Annotated in this window: 16 protein-coding genes; 8 read left to right on the top strand and 8 right to left on the bottom strand. The window is 73.9% G+C overall.

All coding sequences use genetic code 11. From position 1 onward, the window contains the following. Nucleotide 1: 1 nt before the first annotated feature. The 3 genes from LDL48_RS03180 to LDL48_RS03170 all read right to left on the bottom strand — a co-directional run bounded on the left by LDL48_RS03180 (nucleotide 2) and on the right by LDL48_RS03170 (nucleotide 2,126). Nucleotides 2–637 carry a hypothetical protein gene (locus LDL48_RS03180; RefSeq protein WP_225253440.1) on the bottom strand — a complete coding sequence of 212 codons (636 nt, stop codon included), beginning with the start codon at nucleotides 635–637 and terminating at the stop codon, nucleotides 2–4. 84 nt (nucleotides 638–721) lie between these two features. Continuing rightward, nucleotides 722–1,573, bottom strand: a complete 852-nt coding sequence (locus LDL48_RS03175) for a siderophore-interacting protein (RefSeq protein ID WP_225253439.1) — start codon at nucleotides 1,571–1,573, stop codon at nucleotides 722–724. Nucleotides 1,574–1,670: 97 nt separating this feature from the next. Then, nucleotides 1,671–2,126: a hypothetical protein gene (locus LDL48_RS03170; protein WP_225253438.1), complete on the bottom strand. Its 456-nt coding sequence runs from the start codon at nucleotides 2,124–2,126 to the stop codon at nucleotides 1,671–1,673. A gap of 481 nt (nucleotides 2,127–2,607) precedes the next feature. Between LDL48_RS03170 and LDL48_RS03165 the strand changes: the two genes are divergently transcribed. Further along, nucleotides 2,608–6,192, top strand: a complete 3,585-nt coding sequence (locus tag LDL48_RS03165) for a family 78 glycoside hydrolase catalytic domain (RefSeq protein ID WP_225253437.1) — start codon at nucleotides 2,608–2,610, stop codon at nucleotides 6,190–6,192. A 21-nt stretch (nucleotides 6,193–6,213) separates the two neighbouring features. Here LDL48_RS03165 and LDL48_RS03160 read toward each other — a convergent pair whose 3' ends face one another. Then, nucleotides 6,214–7,170, bottom strand: coding sequence for a tripartite tricarboxylate transporter substrate binding protein (locus tag LDL48_RS03160; RefSeq protein WP_225253436.1), 957 nt, complete (start codon nucleotides 7,168–7,170; stop codon nucleotides 6,214–6,216). Nucleotides 7,171–7,217: 47 nt separating this feature from the next. Here LDL48_RS03160 and LDL48_RS03155 point away from each other — a divergent pair, with 47 nt between their 5' ends. After that, complete coding sequence (locus LDL48_RS03155; RefSeq protein ID WP_225253435.1) at nucleotides 7,218–8,777, top strand: sensor histidine kinase; 1,560 nt, start codon at nucleotides 7,218–7,220, stop codon at nucleotides 8,775–8,777. Continuing rightward, nucleotides 8,774–9,448 (top strand): response regulator, encoded by a 675-nt coding sequence (locus LDL48_RS03150; protein ID WP_225253434.1) that lies wholly within the window; start codon nucleotides 8,774–8,776, stop codon nucleotides 9,446–9,448. Before LDL48_RS03155 ends, LDL48_RS03150 begins: the two co-directional genes overlap by 4 nt. Before the next feature lie 138 nt (nucleotides 9,449–9,586). Here LDL48_RS03150 and LDL48_RS03145 read toward each other — a convergent pair whose 3' ends face one another. The 3 genes from LDL48_RS03145 to LDL48_RS03135 form a co-directional block, all read right to left on the bottom strand. Next, nucleotides 9,587–10,669 (bottom strand): hypothetical protein, encoded by a 1,083-nt coding sequence (locus tag LDL48_RS03145; protein ID WP_225253433.1) that lies wholly within the window; start codon nucleotides 10,667–10,669, stop codon nucleotides 9,587–9,589. 49 nt (nucleotides 10,670–10,718) lie between these two features. After that, nucleotides 10,719–14,096 carry an ATP-binding protein gene (locus tag LDL48_RS03140; RefSeq protein ID WP_443667666.1) on the bottom strand — a complete coding sequence of 1,126 codons (3,378 nt, stop codon included), beginning with the start codon at nucleotides 14,094–14,096 and terminating at the stop codon, nucleotides 10,719–10,721. Between the two features lie 79 nt (nucleotides 14,097–14,175). Beyond that, a complete protein-coding gene (locus LDL48_RS03135; RefSeq protein ID WP_225253432.1) occupies nucleotides 14,176–16,458 on the bottom strand; it encodes an ATP-binding protein in 2,283 nt (760 codons plus the stop codon). 333 nt (nucleotides 16,459–16,791) lie between these two features. Here LDL48_RS03135 and LDL48_RS03130 point away from each other — a divergent pair, with 333 nt between their 5' ends. Together LDL48_RS03130 and LDL48_RS03125 are read left to right on the top strand one after the other, a co-directional pair. Beyond that, nucleotides 16,792–17,160, top strand: coding sequence for a hypothetical protein (locus tag LDL48_RS03130; RefSeq protein ID WP_225253430.1), 369 nt, complete (start codon nucleotides 16,792–16,794; stop codon nucleotides 17,158–17,160). A gap of 49 nt (nucleotides 17,161–17,209) precedes the next feature. Continuing rightward, nucleotides 17,210–17,830, top strand: coding sequence for a helix-turn-helix transcriptional regulator (locus LDL48_RS03125; protein WP_225253429.1), 621 nt, complete (start codon nucleotides 17,210–17,212; stop codon nucleotides 17,828–17,830). A 17-nt stretch (nucleotides 17,831–17,847) separates the two neighbouring features. On the opposite strand, the gene LDL48_RS03120 is transcribed toward LDL48_RS03125, so the two are convergent. Beyond that, nucleotides 17,848–19,119 carry a glycoside hydrolase family protein gene (locus LDL48_RS03120; protein WP_225253428.1) on the bottom strand — a complete coding sequence of 424 codons (1,272 nt, stop codon included), beginning with the start codon at nucleotides 19,117–19,119 and terminating at the stop codon, nucleotides 17,848–17,850. Nucleotides 19,120–19,314: 195 nt separating this feature from the next. On the opposite strand from LDL48_RS03120, the gene LDL48_RS03115 reads away from it, so the two are divergent. The 3 genes from LDL48_RS03115 to LDL48_RS03105 are packed head-to-tail and all read left to right on the top strand — an operon-like array spanning nucleotide 19,315 to nucleotide 22,364. Beyond that, nucleotides 19,315–20,349 (top strand): Bug family tripartite tricarboxylate transporter substrate binding protein, encoded by a 1,035-nt coding sequence (locus LDL48_RS03115; RefSeq protein WP_225253427.1) that lies wholly within the window; start codon nucleotides 19,315–19,317, stop codon nucleotides 20,347–20,349. Next, nucleotides 20,350–20,814 carry a tripartite tricarboxylate transporter TctB family protein gene (locus LDL48_RS03110; RefSeq protein WP_225253426.1) on the top strand — a complete coding sequence of 155 codons (465 nt, stop codon included), beginning with the start codon at nucleotides 20,350–20,352 and terminating at the stop codon, nucleotides 20,812–20,814. It begins immediately after the preceding gene. Then, entirely contained in the window at nucleotides 20,811–22,364 is a 1,554-nt protein-coding gene (locus tag LDL48_RS03105; RefSeq protein WP_225253425.1) for a tripartite tricarboxylate transporter permease, read from the top strand. Before LDL48_RS03110 ends, LDL48_RS03105 begins: the two co-directional genes overlap by 4 nt. Nucleotides 22,365–22,389 lie beyond the last annotated feature (25 nt).

Here is a 22,389-nt window from a genome sequence, read left to right as displayed (position 1 = left end):
GTCACAGGGTCTGCCGTTCGATGTGGCCCTCGGGCAGGCGGTTGCCGGCTCCGTCGTACGCGCCCAGGTCGGTCCAGTCGCTGTCGTCGCGGACGTCGGCCGGGTCGAACCAGAAGATCGTGATGGCCGGGTTGTGGCTCCACCGGGCGAGCTGGGCCCCGACCACCCGGTCCAGCTCACGCACGGTGATCTTCGCCGGGGCGCCGACGTAGTAGCCGAACGCGGGCTGCTGGGAATCGTCCGAGAGGGTCTGCTGGCCGGCCATGGGATGGAAGCCCGGCGCGATGGCCGAACCCTTGTACTCGCTGATCGTGAGATCCTCGATGATCACGTTGCCGGGCATGCGGGTGCCGATGGCGAAGCCGAAGTCGCTGCTGTCGTTCACCATCGGGCCGGTCACCCCGAAGATCACGTACGGGTCGCCGGAGGCGTCCTTGAGGCCGGTTTCGATCACGTCGCCGAGGGGGCCCTTCATCCCGTTGGCCGACTCCAGCTTCGGCTTGGGCTTCGCCGCCGCCGGACTGGCCGGCGCGGAGGCCGCCGCCGGCTGCCAGGACGGCCGCTCGCCGGACCGGGCGCATCCGGCCGCCAGCAGCGCGACCGCGACGGCCACGCACCACGTCCGCTTCGATCTCACGGACGGCACCCTAGCGGCTCGGCACCAGCCCGGCATGTCCCGCGACCCGGGTGCGGGCGCCCGGGCAGACCCACCTGCCCCCGGTCACCCGGCGACCGGGCGGGTCTCCAGGTCCGCCTCGACCTCGCGGTTCCAGTCCCGCTTGGTGGCCTGCCAGCCGTCCTCGTCCTGGCCGGTCCGCCAGTACCCGGAGATGGACAGCCGGTCCCGCGGCATGCCGCGGTCGATCTGCAGCAGGCGGCGCAGCTGCTTCACGAAGCCGGCCTCGCCGTGCACGAACGCCTGTCCGGAGCCGGGCGGCGGCTCCCACGCGGTGACCGCACCGACCAGCGCGGCGCCGACCCGGCCGTCGCCGCGGTGCAGCCAGCTGACCCGGACCCGGCCGTCGGAGTGCAGCGGCTGCTCCTCGGCCGGGCCAGCGACCTCCACGAACACGTCCGCCCGGGCACCGGCCGGCAACCGCTCGAGGGCGGCCGCGATGGCCGGCAACGCGCTCTCGTCGCCGGCCAGCAGGTGCCAGTCGGCGTGCGGGTCCGGCGCGTACCCGCCGCCCGGTCCCAGGAACCGGATCCGGTCGCCCGGCCGGGCCCGCCCGGCCCACGGCCCGGCCAGCCCGGCGTCGCCGTGGTGCACCACGTCGATGGTCAGCTCCCCGCGGGCGGCGTCCCACCGGCGGACCGTGTACGTGCGGGTCCGCGGCCACTGGTCACGCGGCAGCTCGGCCCGGATCCGCTGCAGGTCGAACGGCTCCGGGTAGTCCACGCCGGCGGGCGGGAACAGCAGCTTGACGTAGTGGTCGGTGTACTCGCCGGCCGGGAACCCGGCCAGTTCCGGGCCGGTCAGCACGATCCGGACCATGCCGGGCGTGATCCGTTCCACGCGGTGCACGTGGGCGAGGGTGGCGCGGGGTCGGTCGCGTCCGGGACGTTCCGGCATCACTGGTCCTCTCGCGGGCGGGCGCTTCCCCGGACACCGTACGTCGTCAGGGAAACCCCGTGGCGCGCCGCCGAGACGCGACCGACCGCCGGCCCGGTCAGCGGCCGAAGCCGCCGTGGCCGCGCCCGAAGGCGCCACCCGGGCCGCCCGGGCCGCCCGGCAGGACGTTCGCCTCGGCGGCCTTGAGGATCGCGGCCGCCTCCTCGGCGGTGAGCTTGCCGGCGGCCACCGCCTCGTCCAGGCGGGTCTTCAGCGCGGCGGTCCGTTCGGTCTTCGCCTCGGCCTGGCGGGCCGCGTGCACCTTCTCCAGTGCGGCCGCGACCTTGGCCTGGTCGACGCCCAGTTCCTTGGCGAGGGCCGCGGCCAGCTCCTGCTGATGCTGGGTCCGCGCGGCTGCCCGGTCGGTCTCCCCCGACGGTGCGGCCGAGCCCGACGGCGCCGGGGCGGGCGCCTCGGCCAGCGCGGGAGCGGCGAGCGCCAGCCCCAGCGCGCCGGCCGCACCGGCCGTCGCGAGCCCGGCGAGGACGGTCGTGCGCTTGGTCGGTCGTGCCATCAGAACCTCCGGTTGGTGACGGGTCGTTGCCTGGCTGACAGTGAGCTGTGGACCTGTCAGGAACCTGTGGCGACCCTCCGGATCCCCTGCGAGTCGGCTCAGGCGGGTGCGCCCACACGTGACGTCCGGCCCGCGACCGGCCGGCGGCGACGCTGCGGCACACTCCGCACATCCGGTTCTTCGACGGCGACCGCCGGGGCTGGGTGAAGTGCAGGTGGACGGCGCCGCTCTGCACGCCGAGCCGCGCATGGTGGAGACCGTGCGCCGGCCGGACGCGGCGGCGTCGACGCTCGCCGTGTTCGCCGTGGAGCACTGCGGGCCGGGAGCGCACCGGGGACCGGCCCGCACCATCCTAGGTGGACGGCCGGATCCGGTCTTGAGAAACCACCGCGGTTCCGCCTAGTCTCAGAGGGTCATGAATTTGAAACGTTTAAATTCATGACGGTTTATCGATGGCTTCTCACCCACCGAGGAGAAGAGCATGGCCCATCGCCTCCGTCTCTTCGCGGCCGCATTGCTGGCCACGACCGCCGCCCCGCTCCCATCGACCGCCACGGCGGCCGCGCCGACGCCCCGAATTGAAACGTTTGCCAACGCGCACTGGATCTGGTTCCCGGACTCCGACCCGGTCGCCTCCGCGCCGGCCGCCACCCGCTACCTGCAGCGCACCTTCACCGCGCCGGCCGGCCCCTACCCGTCCGCCGAGCTGCTCGTCACCGGCGACGACACGATCGACGTCTGGCTCAACGGCACCTGGCTCGCCGGATCCCCGCGCGCCGCCCACTCCTGGCGGACGGCCCTGCACGTCGACCTCGCCGCCGCCCTCCGGCCCGGCTCGAACACGCTCACCTTTGCCGCCCGCAACGCCGCCACCGGGCCGGCCGGCGTCCTCGGGCGGGTGCGGGTGGTCGGCTCCGGCGGCGGCGTGGACCTGGTCACCGACGGGAGCTGGCAGGCGGCCGACACGGTGCCGCAGTCCTGGGTCGGCGCCCGCGACCTCGGCCCGTACGGCAGCGGGCCGTGGCGTACCGACGTGGCCGTGCCGCCGGTGGGGGCGTCGCCGGTCACCGTCGGCGGGCTCACCACCGAACGCCGCACCGACCCGGTCGGCGTCGACACGGCGAAACCCCGGTTCGGCTGGCGGCTGAGCACCGCCGCGAAGGGCCAGCTGCAGGGCCGCTACCAGGTCACCGTCGGCACCACGCCGGGCGCGGCGGACGTCTGGGACAGCGGCACGGTGGCGTCCCAGCAGTCCGTGGACGTCGGGTACGGCGGACCGGCGCTCGCCGCCGACCGCACCTACCACTGGCGGGTGCGGGTGTGGGACGGCCAGGGCCGCCCGAGCCCGTGGAGCGCGCCGGCGCGCTTCGACACCGCGCCCGCCGGATGGGACGCGGACTTCATCGGCGCACCCGGCACCGCGAGCCTCACCGGCGCGTCCTGGATCTGGTACCCGGAGGGTGACCCGGCCGTGGAGGCGCCCGCGGCGGAACGGTTCTTCCGGCGTACCTTCGACCTCGCCGCACCGGGGGCCACCACACTCGTGGTGACCGGCGACGACACGGCCGACGTCTGGCTCAACGGGACCAGGGTGGTGACGTCGCGGCGGGTCGCCGACTCGTGGCAGCGGGCCACCACGATCGACGTGACCGCGCACCTGCGTACCGGTGTGAACGTCCTCGCGGTCGCGGCGCGGAACACGTCGGCGAGCCCGGCCGGCGTTCTCGCCACCCTGCGCGGCGCCGTCACGCTCGGCACCGACGCCGCCTGGACGGCCGCGCAGACGGCGCCCGACGGGTGGCAGCGGCCGGGGTTCGACGACGGCGCCTGGCCGGCCGCGCGGGTCGCCGCCGCCCATCCGGGTGGACCGTGGGGCGACCGGGTGGTCGTGCCGAACCCGGCGCCGGTGCTCGGCAAGACGTTCACCGTGGCCAAGCCGGTGGCCCGGGCCCGGCTCTTCGCCACCGCCCTCGGCCTGCACGAGACGTACCTCAACGGCGCGAAGGTGAGCGAGGAGCGGCTCGCGCCCGGATGGACCGACTACACCAAACGGCTCCAGTACCGCGGGTACGACGTCACCGCCGCCCTCCGGCAGGGTGACAACACGCTCTCCGCGCTGGTCGGCAACGGGTGGTACTCGGGCAGCCTCGGCATGGCCGGCAGCCGCCGGTACGGGACCTCGCCCTGGTACTCCGCGCAGCTCGTCGTCGAGTACGCCGACGGGACCCGCGCGGAGATCCGTACCGATGGATCGTGGTCCGCGACGACCAGCCCGGTCGTCGCCGACGACCTGTACCACGGCGAGGATCAGGACGCCCGCATCGCGGGCGGCACCGGCCGGCCGGTGACGGTCCGGACCGGCGCCCGGCCGAACCTGGTCGCCCAGGTCGATCCCGGCGTCACGGTGCAGCAGGAACTGCGCCCGGTGCGGCTCACCCAGCCGAAGCCGGGCGTGTGGATCGCCGACCTGGGCCAGAACTTCGCCGGCTGGAACCGGCTGCGGGTCAACGGCCCGGCCGGCACCACGGTGACCCTGCGCCACGGCGAACTGCTGAACGCGGACGGCACGCTGTACACCGCGAACCTGCGGGCCGCGCAGCAGACCGACACGTTCACCCTGGCCGGCCGCGGCACCGAGACGTTCGAACCGCACTTCACCGTGCACGGGTACCGGTACGTCGAACTCACCGGCTTCCCGGGCACCCCGACCGCGGACAGCCTCACCGGGCTCGCGGCCTGGACCACCGGCGCCGAGACGGGCACGTTCACCACGTCGGACCCGCTGGTGAACCAGTTGCAGCACAACATCCTCTGGGGTGCCCGCTCCAACATGCTGTCCATACCCACCGACTGCCCGCAGCGTGACGAGCGCCTCGGCTGGACCGGCGACATCGCGGCGTTTGGTGCCACCGCGACGTTCAACTTCGACACCCACGGCCTGCTGGCCAAGTTCGCCGACGACCTGGTCGACGGCCAGCGCGCCGACGGCGCGTTCCCGGACGTCGCACCGGACGTGTTCGGCTGGGCCGGCAAGGCCGGCTGGGGCGACGCCGGCGTGATCGTGCCGTACGTGCTGTGGCAGCGCTACGGCGACCTGTCCGCCGCGGACCGGCACTTCGACGCGATGGCGAAGTGGGTCGACTACCTGCGCGGCACGGCCGGTGCCGACCTGATCCGCGACCAGGACACGTACGGCGACTGGCTGCACGTCGACGATCCCACCCCGAACGACGTCACCAGCACCGCGTTCTTCGGCTGGTCGGCGCGGCTGGTGTCGCGGATGGCCGCGGCGACCGGGCGTACCGCGCAGGCGACCGCGTACGGCGACCTGGCCGACCGGATCGGGGCCGCGTTCACCGCCCGGTTCGTCCGGGCGGACGGCACGGTCGCGACCAACAGCCAGACCGGGTACGTCCTCGCGCTGGCGTTCGGCCTGGTCCCCGGGAACCGCGAGCAGGCGGTCGCCGACCGGCTGGCCGCCAAGGTGGCGTCCCGCAACGGGCACCTGTCGGTGGGCTTCATGGGCGTGGAGAACCTGCTGCCGGTGCTGGCCGAGCACGGGCACCTGGACACCGCGTATCAGATCCTGCAGCAGCCCGACTATCCCGGCTGGGGCTACATGAACTCCCGCGGCGCCACCACCATCTGGGAACGCTGGGACGGCATCCGGACCGACGGCAGCCTGCAGGACGTGGGCATGAACTCGTTCAACCACTACGGTCTCGGCTCGGTCGGCGACTGGCTGTACCGCACGGTCGGCGGCCTCGGCCCGGCGGCACCCGGCTACCAGCGACTGCTGATCGCGCCGAAGCCCGGCGGCTCGCTCACGTCCGCGACCACGTCGCTGACCACGGGGTACGGGCCCACCCGCACCGAATGGCGGAGGGCCGGCCCGGCACTGACCCTGACCGTGGTGGTGCCGCCCAACACCACCGCCACGGTCCAGGTGCCGGCGTCCTCGGCGGGCGCGGTCACCGCACCGGCCGAGGCGGTGCCGCAGGGCTACACCGGCGGCGTGGCGTCGTACGCGCTGCCCTCCGGGTCGTACACCTTCACGGTGGGCTGACCCGCCCGGACCGTGGCCGGCTCACCCGGCCACGGTCAGGCCCAGCCGGCGCAGCACCCTCGCCACCCGGTCGTGCTCCTCGGCCAGGAACGCCGCGAACGGCTCGCCGGCGAGGTAGGCGCCGGTCCAGCCGAACCGGTCCCGGGCCGCCGCCCAGGAGGCGGAACCGGCCAGCGCCGTCGCGATCGACCGGATCGCGGCGGCGTCGGCGGCGGTGAGTCCGGGCGGGGCGACCAGGCCACGCCAGTTGTTGAACACCACGTCGAGGCCGGCCCCGCGTACCGTCGGGGCCGGCACCTGGTCCACCGGCTGCGTACTGGTGACGGCCAGGGCGCGCAGCGTGCCGGAGGTGATCTGGTCGGCGTACTCGCTGAGGCCGGACATCGCGAACGCCACCTCGCGGCTCAGGATCGCGGCGAGCAGGTCGCCCCCGCCGTCGTGCCGGCGGTACGCCACCCGGGCCGGTGCCAGCCCGGCCGCCTCGGCCAGCAGCATGGTGGCCAGATGGTCCGGGCCGCCGACGGACGAGCCGCCGCCGGCCGCGACCCCGGCCGGATCGGCCCGCCAGGCCGCGATCAGGTCGTCGAGCGAGCGGTACGCCGAGTCCCGGCGCACCACCAGCACCGCCGGTTCCTGCACCAGCCGGGCGATCGCGGTGATGTCCCGCAGGCCGGCCGGTACCGCGGCGGCGATCTCCGCGCCGACCAGACCCAGGCCCATCAGCATGAGCAGACGGCCGTTGCCCCGTTCCAGGGCCAGCCGGCGCAACCCCACCACTCCCCCGGCGCCGGGCAGGTTGAAGACCTCCACGCCGCGGGCGATCCCGTCGGCGTCCAGCGCGCCGGCCAGTACCCGGGCGGTGATGTCGTACCCGCTGCCGGGCGGATTGGGCACCATGATGCGCAGATCGTCGGCCGGCTCGGCGCAGCCGGCCAGGCCCAGCGCCAGGGCGCCGGCGAGGAACGCGCGCCGCTGCATGCGGACAGTCTGGCGCAGCGCGGCGGATCGGCGCAGGATGCAGTCTCATGAGACAGCGGCTCTCCCTCGCCGGTCAGCTCCTGCTGGCCCAGCTCGCCGTCGTCCTGCTGGTCGTGGTCGCGGTGGCGGCCGTGTCGATCGCCGAGGCGGACGCGTCGTTCCGCCGGGTCGAGGGTGAGCGGCTGCGTTCGGTGGGCGAGAACGCGGCGATCAACCGCACGGTCCGGCTGGGGCTGGGCAACCCGCTCGGCCGGGAGGCGCTGGAGACGGTGGCGGAGAGTGCCCGGGCGGTGTCCGGGGCGTCGTACGTGGTGGTGACGGACGCGGCCGGCACCGTGCTGACCGGCCCGGAGGCGGGCCGGGCCGCGCCGATGGGCGGCAGCTCGGCGCTGTCCGGGCGGTCCTGGGTCGGCGTGGTGGAGACGGACGGCAAGGCGCTGGTGGCGCACGTGCCGGTGCTGGACGAGCAGGACGGCCGCTTCCTCGGGCTGATCATCGTGGGGCGGGCGTACCCGACGCTGGCCGACCAGCTCGGCAGCGCGCTGGCCAACCTGCTCACCTATCTGGTGCTGGGCGCGGCGCTCGGCGTCGGCGGTTCGCTGCTGCTGGCCCGGCGGGTGAAGCGGCAGACGCTGGGCATGGAACCGCGGGAGATCAGCGGCCTGGTGGAGCACCGCGAGGCGATGCTGCACGGCATCCGGGAGGGCGTCATCGGCACCGATTCGGCACACCGGGTGACGCTCGTCAACGACGAGGCGATCCGGCTGCTCGGGCTGCGCCCGGACGCGGTCGGCCGGTCGCTGCTGGACCAGGGTCTGGAACCGCCGCTGCTGGACGTGCTCACCGGCCGGTCGGCGGGCGCGGACCAGGTGGTGCTCAGCGACGACCGGGTGGTGGTGCTGAACCGGCAGCCGGTGGTGATGCGCGGCCGGGCCGTCGGATCGGTGACCACCCTGCGGGACCGGACCGAGCTGACCTCGCTGCGGCGGGAACTGACCGTCAGCCGGCACACCACCGACACGCTGCGGGCGCAGGCGCACGAGTTCGTGAACCGGCTGCACACCATCGCCGGCCTGGTCGAGCTGGGCGAGCACGACGAGGTGGTCCGCTACATCACCCGCACCAGCGAACTGCATGAAAGCCTGAACCGGGAGGTCACCCGGGTGGTCCGGGACCCGTCGCTGGCGGCCCTGCTGATCGCGAAGGCCAGCCTGGCCGCCGAGCAGGGGGTGTCGCTCACCCTCGCCGAGGGCACCGACCTGCCGCCGGTGGACGACCGGCTGGCCGCCGACCTGGTCACCGTCGTGGGCAACCTGGTGGACAACGCGTTCGACGCGGCCGGTCCGGGCGGGCGGATCGAGGTCACGGTCCGCGCCTACCCCGGCGAGGTACGGGTGACCGTGACCGACTCCGGGCCCGGTGTCGAGCCGGCCCTCGCCGAGCGGGTGTTCCAGCAGGGGTACAGCACCAAGACGGAGGCGGCCGGGCACCACGGCCTGGGCCTGGCGATGATCCGGCTGATCTGCGTGCACCGCGGCGGCGGGGTCAGCGTGGACGGCTCCACGTTCACCGCCCGCCTGCCGTACGCGATGGAGGCGGTCGCGTGATCCGGGTGCTGGTGGTGGACGACGACTTCATGGTGGCGAAGGTGCACCGCGGCTTCGTGGACCGGGTCGCGGGCTTCACCACGGTCGGTGTCGCGCACACCGGTACGGACGCCCTGGCCCGGGTGGCGGAACTGCGGCCGGACCTGGTGTTGCTGGACATCTACCTGCCCGACCTGTCCGGCCTGGAGGTGCTGCGCCGGTTACGGGCCGCCGGCGGAGGTGGCCCGGACGTACTGGCGGTGACCGCGGCCCGGGACGTGGAGACGGTCCGGTCGGCGCTGCGCGGCGGGGTGGTGCACTACGTGCTCAAGCCGTTCGGCTTCGACGTGCTGCGCGACCGGCTGGAACGGTACGCCGCCGCGTACCGGCGCCTGGCCGCCACCGCGGACGACGTCGCGCAGTCCGATGTGGACGCCGTGTTCGTGGCGCTGCGGACCGGCGCCGCGGCGCTGCCGAAGGGGCTGACCGCGGACACCTCCCGGTTGATCGCGAACGCGATGCGGGACACCGACGGCGACCTGTCGGCCGAGGAGTGCGCCGAGCGGATCGGGCTGTCCCGGGTCAGCACGCGGCGTTACCTCGAGCACTTCGTCGCCGCGGGCAAGGCGGAGGTGCGCCTGCGGTACGGCTCGGCGGGCCGCCCGCAGCGCCGGTACCGCTGGAAGTCCTGACGGCGGCCCCGGCCGGCCGCTGATCCGGCGCACCGGAGCGGCGACACCCCGGACGAACGTGGTGGGTGTGACCGCGCCGGTGGCACGCGGATCAGCGTTCGGCTACGCCCGCCGCCCGTAGCAGCTCGGGAAGGCGACTCATCGCGACGGCGGCCGAGCGGGGCGGGCGGGCTGGTAGGCAGGACCGCTGCCCATGTCCTGATACGCCTGGCGACCGGGCGAAATCGAGACGGTGAAGGCCGAGGTGGCCGCCGACGGGTTCCACGGCTGGCCGTAACCCTGGACGGAGTTGCCGTGGCTGACGTAACTCTGTCCCGACGTCACGTTCCCCTGGTTCCCGGTCGCCTGCGAGTTCTGCGCCCCGACGATCCGGTCCGTCGGGCTCTGGCTGCCGCGGAGGTACGTGCGCTGAACATCCTGGGACGTGTACTGACCACTGCTGATGGAGTTGCGCACGGCTTCGGTCTCGTTGCGGTAGGTGAAGCCGCGCTGCCCCGGCACACCTCCGGTACGGAAGTCGAGGCCCGACGCGTCCTGCGTCATGTACTCCGTCATCCCCTCGACGGTGCCCGGCGTGAGACGGCTGCCGGGCGCCTGGAGACTCGGGTGTTCGATCCGATGGAGGTCCTCGTGCGCCAGCGTGAACACGTTGTGGTTGTTCGGGTTCAGGTAGACGTCACGATCACCGACCGGGCCGGGGGTGGTGATCGCCTCGACGTGCTGAGCCTGCGCGAACGCCTGCGCGGGAGCCCCGGCGCCGTTGGCCGCCACCTGGGAGACGAAGCCGCTGTAATCCGGGCGGTGGACATGGCTGTCATCGGACAGCACGGACCGATGCTGGTCGGTGTACATCCCGGACTGGGTGAGGTAGTTGCCGACGATGTTCTGGGCGCGCCGGTTGTTGTCCGCCGCCGTCGGCTCCACCACCATCTCCGGCTCCGGGGACGGAGTCGACGCGGTCGGCCGCCTGCTCGAGAGCTTGATCGCGTTGGAGGTAGCGTTGCTGATCTGGATCGTGGTCCGTCCTGGATCCTTCGCCTGCATGGCCGCCACGATTTCCCGGCGCCAGTTGTCGTTGACGGCGAACGGCATCAGCACCGTGGTCTTGGCGCTGTCCCTGCTGCTGTGTACGTATTCGACCTGGATGCTGCGCTGCTCGTCGTAGGGCAGGTACAGATGCCCTTTGTTCCGTGCCATGGCACTCCCTTCGAGGTTACCCATAGGACGGACAGCTTTCTGCAGCGGTTCACGGATTGCCCGGTGGGCCGATTCACGCCAGATCGACGCCGTATTCGGCGAGGCGTTGCCGGACCCGGCGCAGGTCCCACCGCGCGCCCAGCCGCCGATAGAGCCGGGCCGCCTCGTCGCCGGCCTCGGCCGCCTCGTGCGGCCGCCGCCGCGCGGCCAGCAGCACGGCGGCCTCCTCGCAGGCGGCGGCCAGTTCCGGTGTCCGTCCCACCCGGCGGTAGTGCGCCGCCGCCTGCAGGGCGGGCGCCGGGTCGCCGGAGAGCAGCGCGTAGCAGCGGGCGTCGGCGGCCCACGCCCGGGCCGGCGTGACCTCCTTCTCCGCCTCGGCGCGGCAGATGGCCGCGGCCTCGCGGGCCACGTCCGCGGAGTCGGTGGCGAGGGCCAGCCGCACCACGTCCGGCAGCCACTGGTGACGCAGCATCATCGCGGCGTACCCGGGGTCCAGCAACGGCGCCAGCAGTTCCAGCGCCCGGTCCGGACGGCCCTTGCGTTCCGCGTCGAGCGCGCGGGCGACGAGCAGGAAGTCGACGTTCTCCCGTTCCGCCTCGGTGGCCGGCAGCATGTCGGCCGCGTCCAGGTGGGCGCCGGCCAGGGTGGCGTCGTCCCGGCGGCCGGCGATCAGGGCGGCCACGCCGTGCCGCAGCATGGCGCCCGCTCCGGCCTCCCGCATGCCCAGGAACGTGATGCTGGGTGCGTCCTCGGTGACCGCGCTCAGCTCCGCGGCGGCGTCGTCCCAGCGGCCCTCCCAGTAGTGGTGCACCGCGGCCGTGACCTGCAGGCTGGACGGCAGCCGGTGCCGGATCGCGAACCGGGCCGCCTCGTGCAGCGTCCGTCCGGCCTGGTCCAGACGGTCCAGGTTCTGCAGCGTGAAGACGCGGTTGTCCAGCAGGGAGAGGTACATGCCGGGGAAGCCGGGATGGTTCCGCACCAGATCGAGGGCCTGGTCGGCGAAGCTCAGGGCCCGCTCGTGGTCGCGGCGCACGGAGTTGGTACGCCAGATGGTCTGCAGCGCGAACGCGGCCTCGTACCGCAGGCCGGCGGCCATCGCCTCGGCGTGCACCCGGCGGGCGTTGCGGTCGGCGGCGTCCAGGTCGGTGAGGTCGCCGCGGCGGATGTCGGCCAGCATGACCCGGTGCCGGATGCCCCACAGCTCCGGTACGTCCGGGTCCAGCGCCGCCGCGCCCAGCACCTCCACGGCACACGCCACGTCACCGTCCCGCAGGTGCATCATGGCGAGCAGCTGACGCATCTCGGCGCGGTGGGCCGGCTGGGCGGCGACCGCGATCGCCTCGGTCGCCTCGGCGTGCGGGCGGCGCCCGTACCGGAACTCCAGTTTCACCAGCGCGACGAGCAGCGTCTCGCGCTGCGCGGCGGTCGCGACGTGCGCACCCAGGACGTGCCGGAGCAGCTCCCCGGCGATCTCCGGGGTACGCCGGGCCACCGTGGCGTGGTGGGTCACCAGCCACTCCACCACCCAACCGTCCACCACCGGCGTCTCCGCGACCAGCTGCTTCGCGACCCGGGTCGCCGGGCTGCCGCCCCGGGCCAGCACCTCGGCGGTGTGCCGGTGCAGGGTGCCGCGGACCGCTCGGGGAATGCTCTCGTAGAGTGCCTGCCGCAGGATCGGGTGCCGGAACGCCAGGTCGCTGCCCGCGTCGACGAGCACGTTGACGCTGAGCGCCTCCTCCAGGTTGGACATCAGCTCCAGCGGCGAACGCCCGGTGACCGCGACGACGTCGTCCACCGCGAACTCGGTGCCCAGCATCGCGGCCAGGCGCAGCATGTCCTGGGTCTCCGGGCTGAGGAAGTCCACCGTGGCGCGGACCACCGACAGCACCGATCCCGGTGTCTCCACCGGGACCGAGGCGTCGACGTCGGCCTGACCGTCGACCACCTGCACCACGCCGCGGCGCAGCAGGGTCGCGGTCATCTCGATGGCGCACATCGGGTTGCCGCCGGCCCGCGGCACGATGCGCTGCAGGTGCGGGCCGATCGGCGCGCCGACGAGCGTACGGACCAGCTCCGCGACGTCGTCCGGCGGCAGCGGCGCCAGTTGCAGGACGTGTCCCTCCGCGGCCTGCACGCCGCGGCGCATCTGGGCCAGTTCGCGGCCGTTCGGCTCCGGGCGGGCGGCGGAGACGAGCAGCAGCGGCATCTGCCGGGACGCCTCGACCAGCCGCTCCCAGAGCAGCAGGCTCGCGTTGTCGGCCCACTGCAGGTCGTCCAGGACGAGGATCAGCGGCGCGTCCGCACAGAGCGCGCGGACGTGGGAGAAGACGCGGTCGGCCGGGGGCGTCGGGCCGGTGTCGTCCAGGTGCGGCCCGGTGGCCGGCTTGAACGCCTGCTCCACGCCCAGCGCGCGCATCACGACCTGCAGCGGTACGTGCCGGTCGAACTCGTCCGCGACGGCCCAGGCGAGCTGGCAGCCGAGCCCGGTCACCTCGCGGAACGCCGCGGTGAGCAGCGCCGTCTTGCCGATGCCCGGTTCGCCCTCGATCCACACCGTGGAGCCCTGCCCGCCGGTGGCCGACGCGACCAGCGCGCGCAACCGCTCCAGTTCGGCGGCGCGGCCGTACAGGTGGGGTGCCGAGCCGTCCCGGATCGCGCGGGCCACGTGGGTGGGTACCACCGCCCGGGCCGGCCGCCGCGGCGACGCCGGTGCCGGGGCGGCCAGGATCTCCCGGTGCGCGGCGATCAGCGCCGGCCCCGGCTCCACCCCCAGCTCGGCGTCCAGGGTGCGCCGGGCCGCCCGGAACACCTCGAGTGCCTCGGTGCTCCGGCCGGTCCGGTGCAGGGCCAGCATCAGCAGCTCGTGCAGCGGTTCGTGCAGCGGATGCGCCTCGACCAGCGCGGTCAGTTCGGCGACCAGGCCGTCGTCACCGAGTTCCATGGCGATCCGGGCGCGCCGTTCCACCGCGGCCAGTCGCCGGGCGGCCAGATGGGTGCGTTCCGCCGCCAGCATGTGTCCCGCGATGCCGTCCAGCGCGTCGCCCTGCCAGAGACCCAGCGCCCGGTCCAGCCGGGCCGCGGCGCCGGCCAGGTCCCCGTCGTCCTGCCGCGCGGCCGCCTCGGCGCAGAGGTCCTGGAACAGCTCACTGTCCAGAGCGTCCGGCGCCAGTCGCAGGGTGTAGCCGGACGGGCCGGAGCTGAGCACGTCGTCCGCCGCCCGGCGGGCCCGCCCGGGCGCCAGGCTCCGGCGCAGGCCGGACACGTAGGTGTAGATGTTGCCGGCCGCGGTGGCCGGCGGCGACGGGCCCCACACCGCGTCGATGATGGCGTCGCGGGTGACCAGCCGGTTCGCGTTCACCGCGAGGACCGCGAAGACCGCGCGCTGCCGGGCCGCGCCGAGGTGCACCTGACGGTCGCCGACCCAGGCGCGCACCGGGCCCAGCAGGGCCACCCGGAGCCGGTCGGCGGCGGCCGGCCGGCCGGCCGCGGTCCGCGGGCGTACGGGCTCGACCGTGCCGGTCCGGCCCCGGTCAGCGGCCAACAGACACCGATTCCTCGGCGAGCAGCGAACGGGACATGCGGGGCGAGGTCGGGTCGCCGGGCAGGTGCGGGCGCAGCCAGGCGAGCAGGATGCGGAACCGGTCCAGCCAGTGTTCGGGCAGGCGGCGTTCGCTGAGGACGGTGCGTACCGTCTCGGCGGCCGCCGCGTAGTCCCGCTGCCGGCCCTGGGCGGCCGCCACGATCCAGCGCATCTCCGCCTCGAGTTCGGGGTCGGTGGTCCGGGCCGCCACCCAGCACCCCTCCGCGGTGGCGTTGCGCTCCTGGCGGAACAGCAGCCGGGCCAGCCACGCGGTGACCACGAGCCGGCACTCGTCGTCGACCGTGTGCTGACCGCGGGCGAGATGCAGCACCGCGATCGCCGGCTCGGGCGCGCGGGCGGCCAGGTCCTCGACGTGCGTGGTCAACCAGCGGCTGGCCCAGTTGTCCAGCGGCACGGGCCCGGCCAGCAACTGCCCGGCCACCCGCTCCGGTGGCGCGCCGGTGACCGCGAGGCGTTCCGCGAACGAGCGGTGCACCATGATCCGCAGTGCCGTCGGGGTGCCGTCGCGCAGGACCCGGCCCACGATCCGGTGCCGGAACCGCAGCCCGGTGCCGGAGCCGCCGAGCACACCGGCCGCGCGGGCCACGGCCAGCGCCCGGCGTACCTCCGCCTCCGGTTGTTCGGTGACGGCCGTGACGTCGCTGACGGTGCACTCGGGCTCGTCGCCGGACCCGGCGTGTTCGGCGCAGAGGAACGCGACCGCCCGCAGCGCCTGCCGGGTGTCGTCCGGGAACGGATCCAGGTGCGCGGTCACCGCGGCGACCACGGCCGGCGGCGGCGTCGTGCCGTCCCCGGCGGGCCGGGCGGCGAGCGTGAGGTGCCGCAGGTAGTACGGGTTGCCGCCGGCGTCACGCAGCACGTCGTGCAGCTCGGGCGGCTCGGCGAGGCCGGCCGACAGGGCCCGGACCAGGGCGGTCGACTCGGCCGGATCCAGCCGGGGCAGGACGATCGTCTCGGCCGGCAGCGAGCCGGGGTCGCCGAGGCGGTCGCCGGACGGCGGGGCGCCGGCCCCGATCAGCAGCAGCGGCAGGTCGGCGGTCAGCCGGTGCAGGCCGGCCCAGGCGCGCAGGGTGGCGTCGTCCGCGCACTCCAGGTCGTCCACGACGAGGACCAGCGGGGTGGCGGTGGCCGCGTCCCGGATCACCTCGATCGCCCGCGCCACCGCGCCCGGCAGGTCGCCGGAGAGCGCGTCGCCGGCCGCGGCGAACATCCGCTGGGCCAGGTGCCGGGTCGGATCGCCGGACAGCGCGGACTCCACGCATTCCAGCAGGACCCCGAAGGGGGTACGGCGGGCGAGTTCGTCACCGACCGCGCGGCCGATCCGGCACCCGTCCGGGGGTACGTCCCGCAGCGCCGCGTCCAGCAGCGCGGTCTTGCCCATCCCGGCGGTGCCGACGATCCGGAGGGCACCGCCCCGGCCGGCCGCCGCGCCGGCGATCGCCTCGCGCAGCCGGCGCAGTTCGGCGACCCGGCCGACGAACCGCGGGCCGGTTCCGCTCGGCGCCGGGACGGGCACCGGCGGTCCCAGCCGGTCGCGCAGGGTCACCGCATCGCGACGCAGGCCCTTGCCCTCCAGCGCTGTCATCAGCATCTCCTGCAGGTCTGCCCGGTGCGGGTGCGCCTGCACCAGGGGACGCAGGGTCCGGATCGCCTCGTTGTGCCGGTCCAGGTCGATCAGGAGAGTGGCCTGGCGCTCCGCGGTGGCCAGCGCCAGCTCCGCCAGCCGGACCCGCTGGGCCGCCGCGTACGGCCCGGGCACGCCGGCGAGCGCGTCGCCGTGCCACAGCCGGAGCGCCGCGGTCAGCGCCGCCAGCTCGGCCGGGTGGTCACCGGCCGAGCGGTGCCGCCGGCTCTCCTCACGGAGCGCCTCGAAGCGGAACACGTCCACCTGGGTCTCCGCCACGTGCAGGCAGTAGCCGCCGCCACCGGAGCTGAGCACCTGCCCGCTGCGCCACCGGCCGCGCCCCGGCTCCAGGAGGTGACGCAGGCCGGAGACGTACGTGTAGACGTTGCCGGTGGCACTGGCCGGTGGGTCGTCGCCCCAGACCGCCGCGAGCACGTGCTCCCGGGAGACCGGGCGGCCCGCGTTCAGCGCGAGCACGGTCAGCACCGCGGTGCGGCGGGCCGAGCCCAGATCCAGCTCGTCGCCGGCCCGCCAGGCCCGCACCGGGCCGAGCAGGCGGAGGTCGATGTCCTCAGGCTGCGCCGTCATCAGTGGTCCACCCCATGGTCGTGGAAGCGCTCCCGAGCACGAATGGCCGGAACGTACGGTTTCGTCTCCATGGCAGACCAACGTCCTCGTCGTGTGTTGCCCCGTTCCGTAACCAGTTCTAGGACAGACGCGCAAGGGGTGCAAACAGTTCGCGCAGTACGCACCCGTGTGTCCTCGGGATCCGTTCCCTCTTGTGCCATGGCGGGGCAAACCCGGTGCCCGCGCGGGCACCGTGGCTCCGGAATCCTTCCGGGGGCGTGGCCGGTGAGGTGAACTCGGCGTGAGGCGGCAGCCCGGTCCGGCACCGGCCCGCCGCCGAGGAGGAGCGGGTCGATGAACACGGAAGCATCCCCTCCCTATTTCGCCGGTGAACTCTTCCTGACTCTGGCCGCCGAGGGCCGGTTGGTCATCGAGGCGGTCCGGGCGGACGAGACCATCGCGGAGCTGGAGAGCACCCTGGCCGTGATCCGCCGCCGCCTGCGCATCATGGCGGTCTGGGAGGCCGCGCCGGACCGCCGGCTGGACGACGTGCCGGAGGAGATGGCGCCGGACGTGGTCCAGGCGCTCTTCGGCGAGCAGCTCGCCCCCGGCCGGCTGGAGGCCGCGGCGATCGAGATACCGAAATACATCGAGGCGCTGCGCCGGGCCAGGCGCCCGGCGCTGCCCGGCGAACGCCCTGAAGAGAACCCGAAGGTTTTCTGAAGATGCCCCTCGGACACTGGCCCGGTCGCGACAAGCAACCGGAGGTTCCGTGGACAAGGTTCGAGTGGCGCTGCAGGCGACGGACCCGCTCAGCCGGGCCGGGCTGGCCGGCCTGTTGCAGAGCCGTCCCGAGCTGACCCTGCTCGGCGCCGACCAGCGCACGGTCGACGTCCTGGTCGTCTCGGTGCAGCGGCTCAGCGCGGGGGCGGTGGCGGCACTGCGCCGCGCGGCGACCGAGACCGGCGCGCCGATCGTGCTGATCACCGAGGAGATCACCGAGGCGGAACTGCTGACCGCGGTGGACTGCCGGGTCGTCGCGATCCTGCCCCGGGCGGCGGTGACCGGCGAACGCCTCGCCCACAGCGTGACGGCCGCGGCCGGCGGCGGCGCCATCATGCCGCCCCACCTGGTCGGGGAGCTGCTCAAGCACATCGAACGGCTGCAGCGCACGATGTCCGGCCCGTACAGCGCGAACCGCTCCGGGCTGACCGCGCGGGAGATCGACGTGCTGCGGTTGATGGCCGAAGGACTGGACACCCATGAGATCGCCACCAAGCTCTGCTACTCCCAGCGCACCGTGAAGAACGTGGTCTACGGCATGACGCAGCGGCTCCAGCTGCGCAACCGCTCACACGCGGTGGCGTACGCGATCCGCGCCGGCATCATCTGAGCACCAGGACCCTCTGCTCACCTACGCCCCGCGTCCCGGTACGCCGCCCCGGCGGCGGTGGGCGTGGAGTCCTCGCGGTACAGCCCGTACGGCTCGGTGTCCCCGGCGGCCGGCAGCGCGAACCAGGCGTACCGCTCGACGTACGAGGTCTGCTCCAGGGCGTCCGTCGCGTCGCGGATGAACCTGGTGACCTCCTCCGCGGTCGGGTACCGCGGCGGCTCGACCCGGAAGTCGATCAGGCCGAACTCGGTGACCCAGATGGGCAGGCCGTAGTGCTCGTGCACGGCCCTGACGTAATCCATGAAGTGGGTCACCGCGGCCTCGCTGAAGTCCTGGCCGTACCAGTGCAGCGTGATGAAGTCGACCCGCAGCCCGCGTTCCCGGGCGCCGGTCATGAACTGGTTCAGCCACTTGTCCGGATGGTGCGCGTTGCCCGCCACGGCCGGACTGCCCAGGCGCATCCCGGTCTCCTGCAGCCTCGGCCACAGGTCCAGCGCCTGGTCCACGGACATGTTGGCCTGCTTGAGCATGTCGGGCTCGTTGAAGCCGAGCAGCGTGGTGCCCGAGCGCCGGGCCGCGGCCAGCTCGGCGTCGGTGACGAAGTCGGCGCCCCACACCATCGGCACGAAATCGGCCGCGGCCGGGACGTCGTGGTTCGACGTGGACCAGTCGTAGTACCAGCCGGCGCCGACGTCACGCATACTGTCGTCCAGCCGCGGGAACGCCCACGCGCTGACGCCCTTCTTGCCGGCCGGGGCCGGCACCGCGGGCGGATCGACCGGGCCGGGGGGCGGGCCTTCCGGCAGCGTCCACGCCTGGTGGGGCGTCCCGGCACAGCCCCGGATCTGCAGGCGGGTGCCGGCGGCGGAGCCGCCGTGCGCGTCCAGACACTTGCCGGAACCGGCGTTGATCAGCCAGCCGTTGGTGGACCACCACCGCTGGGCGTCCGTGCCGTTGCAGTCGAACAGCTGCACCGGGGTGCCGTCCGCGTGCGACGCGCCGGCCACGTCCAGGCACTTGCCCAGGGCCCGGATCTGCCCCTGGTCCCCGTCCACCGCCCAGTTCTGCGCGTCGTTGCCGTTGCAGTCGGCGATCTGCACCGGGGTGCCGTTCGCGGTCTGGGCCCAGGTCACGTCGACACACATGCCGCCGACTCCGCGGATGGGCGCACCGGTGCCGGCCCGGGCCGTGGGCATCGCGGCCAGGCCGGCGGCGCCCACGGCGACCAGGGAGGCCACGATCGCGATACCGCGAGCGCGCTTGCTCCGGCGAATGTCCTGCCACGTCATGAACGGTTCCCGTTTCGTCGGCCCGGCGGCGCGGGCGCCGGGTCTGCGTCTACAACGGATGCCGCACCGGGCCGGTTCACGGGCCGCCGGGCGGGACCGAAAAGACCACAACGACCACCGCGACCGTAACGATGACCGCCGCCGGCCCCGCGATGCAGCATTCCCGAAACGAACTCGCAACACTGAGGAGCGGTCGTGACCGGAACTGTTGCACGGCGCCCGGGCCGGGTGCCGGCCGCCGTGGTGTCGGCGGCGCTGCTGGCGGCCGCCGTGGCCGGATGTGAGAAGGACACCGCCGCCGGCCGGAACGCGGGCGGCGAGGTGCGGTATCCGACGAAGACCGTGCAGCTCATGGTGCCGGCGGCGCCCGGCGGTGGCTGGGACCTGACCGCGCGCACGATGCAGAAGGCGATGACCGACGGCAAGCTGGTCGAGCAGCCGGTCGAGGTCTACAACGTGACCGGCGCGGCCGGCACGGTGGGCCTGGCCCAACTGGTCTCGAAGAACTCCGGCGACCCGCACCACCTGATGGTGATGGGGCTGGTCATGGTCGGTGGCGTGGTGGCCAACAAGTCGCCGGTGAAGCTCGACCAGGTCACCCCGATCGCCACGCTGACCGCGGAGCAGGAGGTGATCGTGGTGCCGGCCGCCTCGAAGTACCGCACGCTGAAACAGCTGATGGACGACGCCAAGGCCGACCCGGCGTCGGTCAACTGGGGCGGCGGTTCGGCCGGCGGCACCGACCAGATCCTGGTCGGACTGCTCGCCAAGGCGGCCGGCGCGGACCCGAAGGCGATGAAGTACGTGGCGTACTCCGGCGGCGGCGAGTCGAAGGCCGCGCTGCTCTCCGGCGACCTCACCGCGGCCGTGTCCGGGCAGAGCGAGTTCGCCGACCTGGTCGCGTCCGGCAAGGTGCGCGCGCTCGCAGTCTCCGGCGCCACCGGCATCGACGTCGGCGGCGGCTCCCCGGCACCCACCATCAAACAGCAGGGGTACGACGTCGAGCTGATGAACTGGCGCGGCGTGGTGGCGCCGCCCGGGCTGGACGAGCCGACCCGGCAGGCGGTGACCGGCCTGGTCGACCGGTTGCACTCCTCGGACGCCTGGCGGGCGGTGCTGCAGCAGCAGGGCTGGGAGGACTTCTACCGAAGCGGGGACGACGCCGCCGCGTACTTCGCCGCGGAGAACCAGCGGATCACCGCGGTGCTCACCGACATCGGGCTCGGCTAGATGTCCACCGCGACCGAACCGGTACGGCGCCCGGGACCGGTGATCCTGGGCGCCGTCCTGCTCACCGCCGGGATCGCGCTGCTGTGGACCGCGATCCGGGCCTCCGGCGGCGACCTGGGCCTGGCCGGGCCGAGGCTGGCGCCGGTGCTGGTCACGGCCGCGTGGGTGGTCGTCGCCGCCGCGTACCTGGTGATCCAGCTGCGGCCGGCCACCGAGCAACCGGAGCCGATCCGGGTGTCCACCCCGGCCGGGGTGGCGGCCTGCCTGGCCGGCTTCGCCGTCGCGCTGGAGTACGCCGGGTTCGTCGTCTCCGCGGCCGTGTTCGTGGTCGCCGTGGCCCGCGTGCTCGGCAGCCGCCACCTGGTCCGCGACCTGGTGGTCGCGGTGGTGCTGCCGCTCGCCGTCTACCTGTGCTTCACCCGCCTGCTCGACATCTTCCTGCCGGCCGGGGTGCTGCCGCTGTGAACGTGTTCGGTGACCTGCTCGGCGGCTTCGGCACCGTGCTCAGCCCGGAGTACCTGCTGTACGCCGCCATCGGCGTCACGCTCGGCACGTTCGTCGGCGTGCTCCCGGGCATCGGACCGGCGCTGACCATCGCGCTGCTGCTGCCGGTCACGTTCAGCCTGGACGACCCGATCGGCACGTTCATCATGTTCGCCGGCATCTACTACGGCGCCATGTACGGCGGCTCCACCACGTCCATCCTGCTGAACACGCCGGGCGAGTCGGCGTCCGTGGCCACCGCGATCGAGGGTCATCAGATGGCCCGCCGGGGCCGCGCGAAAGCCGCCCTGGCCACGGCCGCGGTCGGCTCGTTCGTCGCCGGCACCATCTCCACGCTGCTGCTGAGCCTGTTCGCCCAGCCGGTGGCGCGGCTGGCCACCACGTTCCGCGCGGCCGACTACTTCGCGCTGGCGCTGCTCGCCATGGTGGCGGTCACCGCACTGGTCGGGCGGTCGCTGGTACGCGGGCTGATGTCCCTGGTCTTCGGCCTGTTCCTGGCGTTGGTGGGCATCGACGGGCTGACCGGGCAGGCGCGCTTCACGTTCGGCACCATGGAGCTGCTCGAGGGCGTCGACGTGGTCGTGGTGATCGTCGGGCTGTTCGCCATCGGCGAGACGCTGTACGTGGCCGCCCGGCTGGGGCACCTGCCCGAACACGTCCGGCCGCTGGAACCCGGCTCGGCCCGGGACGGCTGGATGACCCGCGACGACTGGCGCCGGTCGTGGCGGCCGTGGCTGCGCGGGACCGCGGTCGGGTTCCCGTTCGGCGCGCTGCCGTCCGGCGGTGCGGACGTACCGACGTTCCTGTCCTACACCTACGAGAAGCACCGGGCGAAGAACCGCGACGAGTTCGGCAAGGGCGCCATCGAGGGCGTGGCCGGTCCGGAGGCGGCGAACAACGCGGCGTTCTCCGGCGTGCTCGTACCCCTGCTGACCCTCGGCATCCCCACCTCCGCGACCGCCGCGGTGATGCTGGCCGCGTTCCAGATCTTCAACCTGCAGCCCGGCCCGCAGCTGTTCGACAACTCGCCGGAGCTGGTCTGGGCGCTGATCGCCTCGCTGTACGTCGGCAACGTGCTGCTGCTGGTGCTGAACCTCCCGCTGATCCGGGTGTGGGTCAAGGTCCTGCAGATCCCCCGACCCGTGCTGTACGCGGGCATCCTGGTGTTCGCCACGCTCGGCGTGTACGCCGCCACCGGCAGCGTCAACCAGGTCTTCCTGGCGTACGCCATCGGGGTGGTCGGGTTCGGCATGCGGCACTTCGACTTCCCGATCGCGCCGGTCATCCTGGGCCTGATCCTCGGGCCGATGCTGGAGTTGCAGTTCCGGCGGGCCCTGCTGGTGTCCAACGGCGACCTGACCACGTTCGTGAGCCGGCCGCTGACCGCGGGCCTGCTGGCGCTCGCGGTGCTGGCGCTGGCGGTGCCGTACCTGCCGCGGGTGGTGGCCCGGCTGCGCGGCCGGCGGCCGGAGGAGGAGCCGCGGAAGCTGGTGTTCGCCGAGGACGACTGACCGCGCCGCCCCCGGGACACCGGCC

The organism is Jidongwangia harbinensis, from assembly GCF_020216025.1.
GTDB classification, from domain to species: Bacteria; Actinomycetota; Actinomycetes; order Mycobacteriales; family Micromonosporaceae; genus Actinoplanes; species Actinoplanes harbinensis.
Note: the sequence above shows the minus strand (reverse complement) of the source record. Positions and strands in the feature narration are given on the sequence as shown.

Coding starts and splice junctions, on each gene's coding strand:
- LDL48_RS03170 (WP_225253438.1), bottom strand. CDS start 2,126: ATGGCACGACCGACCAAGCGCACGACCGTCCTCGCCGGGCTCGCGACG.
- LDL48_RS03135 (WP_225253432.1), bottom strand. CDS start 16,458: ATGACGGCGCAGCCTGAGGACATCGACCTCCGCCTGCTCGGCCCGGTG.
- LDL48_RS03110 (WP_225253426.1), top strand. CDS start 20,350: ATGTCCACCGCGACCGAACCGGTACGGCGCCCGGGACCGGTGATCCTG.
- LDL48_RS03160 (WP_225253436.1), bottom strand. CDS start 7,170: ATGCAGCGGCGCGCGTTCCTCGCCGGCGCCCTGGCGCTGGGCCTGGCC.
- LDL48_RS03120 (WP_225253428.1), bottom strand. CDS start 19,119: ATGACGTGGCAGGACATTCGCCGGAGCAAGCGCGCTCGCGGTATCGCG.
- LDL48_RS03130 (WP_225253430.1), top strand. CDS start 16,792: ATGAACACGGAAGCATCCCCTCCCTATTTCGCCGGTGAACTCTTCCTG.
- LDL48_RS03155 (WP_225253435.1), top strand. CDS start 7,218: ATGAGACAGCGGCTCTCCCTCGCCGGTCAGCTCCTGCTGGCCCAGCTC.
- LDL48_RS03165 (WP_225253437.1), top strand. CDS start 2,608: ATGGCCCATCGCCTCCGTCTCTTCGCGGCCGCATTGCTGGCCACGACC.
- LDL48_RS03145 (WP_225253433.1), bottom strand. CDS start 10,669: ATGGGTAACCTCGAAGGGAGTGCCATGGCACGGAACAAAGGGCATCTG.
- LDL48_RS03175 (WP_225253439.1), bottom strand. CDS start 1,573: ATGCCGGAACGTCCCGGACGCGACCGACCCCGCGCCACCCTCGCCCAC.